This is a genomic window from Polaromonas sp. P1_E3 (assembly GCF_056405935.1).
Genome location: NZ_JBFUBD010000205.1, coordinates 1 through 4,978, shown reverse-complemented (window position 1 = coordinate 4,978; position 4,978 = coordinate 1). Strand labels below are relative to the sequence as shown.

Sequence of the window (4,978 nt, the reverse complement as noted above, 5' to 3'; positions counted from 1 at the left end):
TCGCCAGGTTGGCCACCATGGGCAGGCGGCTGGCGATGCCGCTTTTGCCGTAGGCGTTGAGTGCCATCTTGGCCGCGCCGCCCACCAGCCAGGGCGCCAGCAGCGAAGGGTAGTCGGTTGGCAGCAGGCCCTTCAGGCTTTGCATCGACGTTTTTACCTTGGCGGTCGATGCCATGATGGCGTTCATGCGCTTGAGCGGGTGCGCCAGCTGCGTGCCCAGTTCCACCAGGCTCATGCTGACCTGGTTGCCCAAATTGCTGGCGTCGGTGGCGCCGGCTTCGCGCAGCGACACCGGCATGGCGGCTACCAGCGATTTTTTCGGCAGGCTGTGATGCTGCGTGAGGTAGCTGCGCAACGCCGTGGAGCAGATCCACAAGACCACGTCGTTAAACGAGCCGCCCACCGCCTTGCCCATGGCCTTGCATTCAGCCAGCGGCAGGGTGGCCGTCACAAAGACGCGATCCGTGGTGATGCCGGTATTAAAAGGCGTTTGCGGCGCCAGCTTCATCGGCATTTTGGGTTTTACGCCTGTTGCCGAACTCGTGGTGGATTGCTTTGCCAGCGTGCTGCCAAAAGTGCTGGCCGCAGACGGCAGCGCCTTGGCCAGCTTGGCCAGCTGGCCCAGGGAGCTCGAAAACACCGAGCCGATCATCTTGCCCAGCTTCAGGTCAGCCTCGGTTTTGCGGCGGCGGGCAGGGTCGGGTGGCGGCACCTCGCGCGGTACCGGGTTGAAATCGAGCAGGGCATTGGCCAGCATCACGCCGCCTTTGCCGTCCAGCGCCGCATGGTGGATTTTCGAGAAAAACCCGGCCACCACCTTGCCGCCCTGCGATGCGGGCAGCTGGATGCGGTCAAAAATATAAAACTCCCAGAGCGGGAAATTGCGGTCGATGACCTCGCTGTGCAGTTGCGCGCACAGCTTGTGCACTTCGGCCAAAGTCATGGGCGCCGCCCCTTTTTTGGCGGAGTCCGCGCGGCGGATGTGAAAGTCGATGTCCACCTCGTCGGCGTCCACCCAGAGCGGGTGGCCCAGATCCAGCGGCATGAACACCAGCTTGCGGCTGAACACCGGCGCCAGGTGCATGCGTTTGGCAATATGCGTTTTTACGGCCTTGTGAAAGCTGCCCTTGAAGCCCGCCGGCAGTTCACACAGGTTGAGTGACCCCACATGCATGGGCATCTCGGGGGTTTCAAGGTAGAGGAAGGTCGCGTCCAGGCCGGTGAGGGATTTCATTGTTGTTGTCTCCGTGAGGGAGACATTAACCGAGCGGGACGGGTTGCGGCACTAGGGTTTGCCGTAGCGACGCCTGTCCCGTAAAGCGCAGCCCGGAACGCGCCAGCGCGGCAGGCCTCGCGCGTGCTGGTCACGCGCTCAGCATTCGCCGAGCATCCCCTGTTCGTCGTCGACGAGCCCGGCGACCGGTGTCGCCTTGGCCAGCGCCATCCAGACGCCCAGCGGCAGCTGCTGGCGCGTGCGCCGCGGTGCAGCCCTTGCGACGGCCAGGCGTGTGTTCTCCAGCACCATCACACCGCACTCCATCGGGACCTCGCTGGCATCGCCAATCGGCCGGCCCCTGGCGTCACAACCGAGCACATACCAGCATTCGCCCCCCAGGTCGAGGTAGGCGGCGCGTTTTTCGGGGCGGCGGAGGTCGCCCAGCAGGTCGGAGCGGTGCACCTTGATCTCGTGCACGATCGGCTCGACGTATTCCTGCACCGTGGTGTTGCGGATGGAAAACACGTCGGGCCGGGCGATGCACCAGCGGGCCTTGCCGCCTTCTTCTTCGGGCGGCAACTGGGCGCGCAAGCCCAGGCCGCGCCAGGTGATGCGGCCGGCACGCACCATTTCGCAGGCCACCTGCTCGACCAGGGCCTCATGCTTTGAATGCGCCGAGCGGTTGCGCACGAGCACGGTGGCCAGATAGGCCACCCCGGCATCGGTCACGCGCAGGGTCTCGTGGCCTGCAGGGCCGGCCACGCGCTGCAGCATGCCGGTGGCCAGCAGTTCGATCTCAAGCAGGTCCTGACAAGGCCAGCCGGCGGAGCGGTAGACCTCGCGCAAGCGCCGGGCGTGAGGGCGGCCCAGCGGGGGCGCGGAATCGGCAGTCTGTACTGCAGGGTTTTCGGGTGTAGCGGTCACGAAAGCGTTCATGGGGATAGCGGCTTGAGCCAGCGGCAGGGGGTCACCGGCGCCTTGAAACCGTCCGGAAAAGGGCGTGAAATACAGAGCTTAAATTAAGCCGGGGCTTAAGGGAAATGAGTCGTTGGCGCAATACTGGCGGGCGCAAGCAGCTATCAATACGATAGCGCTATAGTGCTTCCAGGCCGGCCGCAGGGCGCGGTGGTTATGCTGCGAAGTGGGCCGCCGGCGGTCAGGCGGCCCCGGGGCTCAAAGCGGGAGGATTTCAAACCGGGCGTTGTCCAGGTTGTCACCCAGCGGCCGCATCGCCGCCAGGAGCGCGTCGGTCTCGGCGTGTTGCCAGAGCGCAATGACCTGTTCTTCGGCCTCTGAGGCGTTTTCCAGTGGCAGGCCTTCGTGCAGCGTTTGCGTCAGCATGTAGGCCCGCAGCGAAGGCAGTACATATTCAGGGCCGCCCAATGCGAATTCGAGCGCCATGCGAAAACGCAGTTCGGCCGCCGCGCGCTCGTCGGCGGTCAGGGTCGGGCATTCGACCAGGGTGACGGTGTACGGGCGCTCATTGGCGAGGTTTTTGTTGCTCATGGAATTCCTTTGAACGGGCTTTATAGCAAATAACGTTTGCCCGTGTGGAGACAGGTATGACGAGGTTGCAGGTACGGGCGGGAACGTGGCCAGCGCGTGTTTTGCACAGAAAATTGATGGAAAGGTTCCTGCAGCCCAATATTGACAAGCGCAAGAAGCTATGAAAATCATAGCGCCTGCGGCCGCCACAAGCTCGTACTTACGCCGAGGTGCCCGGCGCAGCTTGCCTGAAAGGGCTGCGGCGTTCCAGGTCTTCCATGTAGTTGTCGATGCCGGCGCCTTCGCGCGCCAGGAAACGCTCGACCGCATCGGCAAACGACGGGTGTGCCAGCCAGTGCGCACTGGTGGTTTTGACGGKCAGCAGGGCGCGGGCCATTTTGTGCTCGCCCTGCGCGCCGCCTTCAAAGCGCTGGTAACCGTGCTCTATGCACCACTGCAGCGGCTGGTAGTAGCAGGCCTCAAAGTGCAGGCAGTCGACGCGGGCAAGGGCGCCCCAGTAGCGGCCGTAGGCGACCAGGGTCTGCTTCGCCGTGCCTTCCCCGGCGTGATCTCTTTCAGGACGGGCGCTGACGGCGACCAGGCTTGTCGCGATGGGCCGCCGCTGGCCGTCGCCGTTGTGTTCGGCCACAAACAGCAGCCAGTTCTCCGGCATGGTGTCCTGCATGCGCTGGAAGAAGTCGCGGCTGAGGTACGGCGCATTGCCGTGCTCGTAGTAGGTGCGCTCGTAGCAGCGGTAGAAAAAATCCCAGTCGGCGTTGCTGATGTCTTTGCCCAGCGACCAGCGGAAAGTGATGTTTGCCTCGGCGACCTTGCGGCGCTCCTGGCGGATTTTTTTGCGTTTCTCCTGGCTGAGCGACATCAGGAAGTCGTCGAAGTCGCGGTAGCCGACCTGGCGTTCCGCCGACAGGCCGCCCTTAGGCGGAACTGCCCCCTCGGGGGGCAGCGAGGACACGCCAGTGCCGAGCGTGGGGGCACTGTTATCAGTCCAGTGGAACTGGACTGTATGACGCAACATTAATCCCGCTTCTTCGCAGGCCGCCAGGTCTTCATCGGCGGTAAACAGCAGATGCAGGGATGAAAGGTCTTCCTCCGTGCACCAGGCCACCAGGGCCTTGACCAGCAGGCTGCGTTCGTCGGCAGTGCGGGCCAGCAGGCGGGCGCCGGGTACGGGGGTGAAGGGCACGGCGACCAGTGCCTTGGGGTAGTACTCAAGCCCATGCTGCTGGTAAGCGTTGGCCCAGGCGTGGTCGAACACGTATTCGCCGTAGGAATGCTCCTTGAGGTAAAGCGCGCAGGCGCCTGCCAGTACCTTGTCCTGCCAGAGGGTGACAAAACGCGGTGTCCAGCCGGTTTCGGGCGTGGCGCTGCCGCTTTCCTGCAGCGCGGCGAGGTATTCGTGGCGCATAAAAGGGTTCGCGGGCTCGCCCGGGCTTTGCGCCGCCAGCAGGGCGTTCCACTCGGCCGCATTCACCTCCAGCGGCGAATTCAGCACGCGAATGACATAATCGTTTGAGTTCTTTTTCACGTGTTTTCGGGGTTCTACTTCAACATGCCACTCAAAATCTGCGTTGCCCAATTGAACTATTGCGTCGGCGATATGCCGGGTAATGCGCAAAAGATCATCGACGCTGCCCGCACGGCCTACGAGGGCGGCGCCCGGCTGCTGCTGACGCCCGAGCTGGCCATTTGCGGCTATGCGGCAGAAGACCTCTTTTTGCGCCCTTCGTTCATCCAGGCCTGTGATGATGCCGTGAATCGGGTGGCCCGCGAGCTGGCCGGGTTAAAAGGCCTGACAGTGGTGGTGGGCACGCCGACCCACGGCGACAACGGCAAGGGCCTGCGCACCAAAAGCGTCGAAGTGCAGCAGCGCCATAACGCTGCGAAGGTTCTTCGCGAAGGCCGGGTGATCGAAACCTACGCCAAGCGCGAGCTGCCCAACTACCAGGTGTTCGATGAGCGCCGCTATTTCACACCCGGGCAGGGCACCTGCGTGTTCCAGGCCGGGGAGGGCGATGATGCGGTTAGCGTCGGGTTGCTGATCTGCGAAGACGCCTGGTTTGAGGAGCCGGCACGCCTGGCCAAAGAAGGGGGGGCCGAACTGCTGGCTGTCATCAATGCTTCGCCGTTTCATGTTGGAAAAGGCGGTGAACGCGAGCAGATGATGCAGGCCCGGGCCCAGGCGACCGGATTGCCCCTGATTTATGCGCACCTGGTCGGCGGCCAGGACGAAATCGTGTTTGAGGGAGCCTCTTTTGC

At 63.6% G+C, this 4,978-nt stretch carries 5 protein-coding genes; 1 reads left to right on the top strand and 4 read right to left on the bottom strand.

Going from position 1 to position 4,978, the window contains the following annotated elements:
* From AC1D0Z_RS15930 to AC1D0Z_RS15915, 4 genes are all read right to left on the bottom strand, one after another.
* Positions 1-1,234: wax ester/triacylglycerol synthase domain-containing protein (locus AC1D0Z_RS15930; protein ID WP_477659197.1), on the bottom strand; the 1,234-nt coding region annotated here is incomplete at its 3' end.
* Between the two features lie 138 nt (positions 1,235-1,372).
* A complete protein-coding gene (locus AC1D0Z_RS15925) occupies positions 1,373-2,152 on the bottom strand; it encodes a hypothetical protein (protein ID WP_477659196.1) in 780 nt (259 codons plus the stop codon).
* Between the two features lie 237 nt (positions 2,153-2,389).
* Positions 2,390-2,722, bottom strand: a complete 333-nt coding sequence (locus tag AC1D0Z_RS15920) for a hypothetical protein (RefSeq protein WP_477659195.1) — start codon at positions 2,720-2,722, stop codon at positions 2,390-2,392.
* Between the two features lie 199 nt (positions 2,723-2,921).
* The gene (locus AC1D0Z_RS15915) at positions 2,922-4,247 is read right to left on the bottom strand and encodes a GNAT family N-acetyltransferase (protein WP_477659194.1); all 1,326 of its coding nucleotides are present in this window, start codon (positions 4,245-4,247) and stop codon (positions 2,922-2,924) included.
* A 24-nt stretch (positions 4,248-4,271) separates the two neighbouring features.
* Between AC1D0Z_RS15915 and AC1D0Z_RS15910 the strand changes: the two genes are divergently transcribed.
* Positions 4,272-4,978: nitrilase-related carbon-nitrogen hydrolase (locus AC1D0Z_RS15910; protein ID WP_477659193.1), on the top strand; the 707-nt coding region annotated here is incomplete at its 3' end.

What these genes read in the sequence shown, in the direction of transcription:
- AC1D0Z_RS15925 (WP_477659196.1), bottom strand. Translation starts at nt 2,152, where the DNA reads ATGAACGCTTTCGTGACCGCTACACCCGAAAACCCTGCAGTACAGACT.
- AC1D0Z_RS15920 (WP_477659195.1), bottom strand. Translation starts at nt 2,722, where the DNA reads ATGAGCAACAAAAACCTCGCCAATGAGCGCCCGTACACCGTCACCCTG.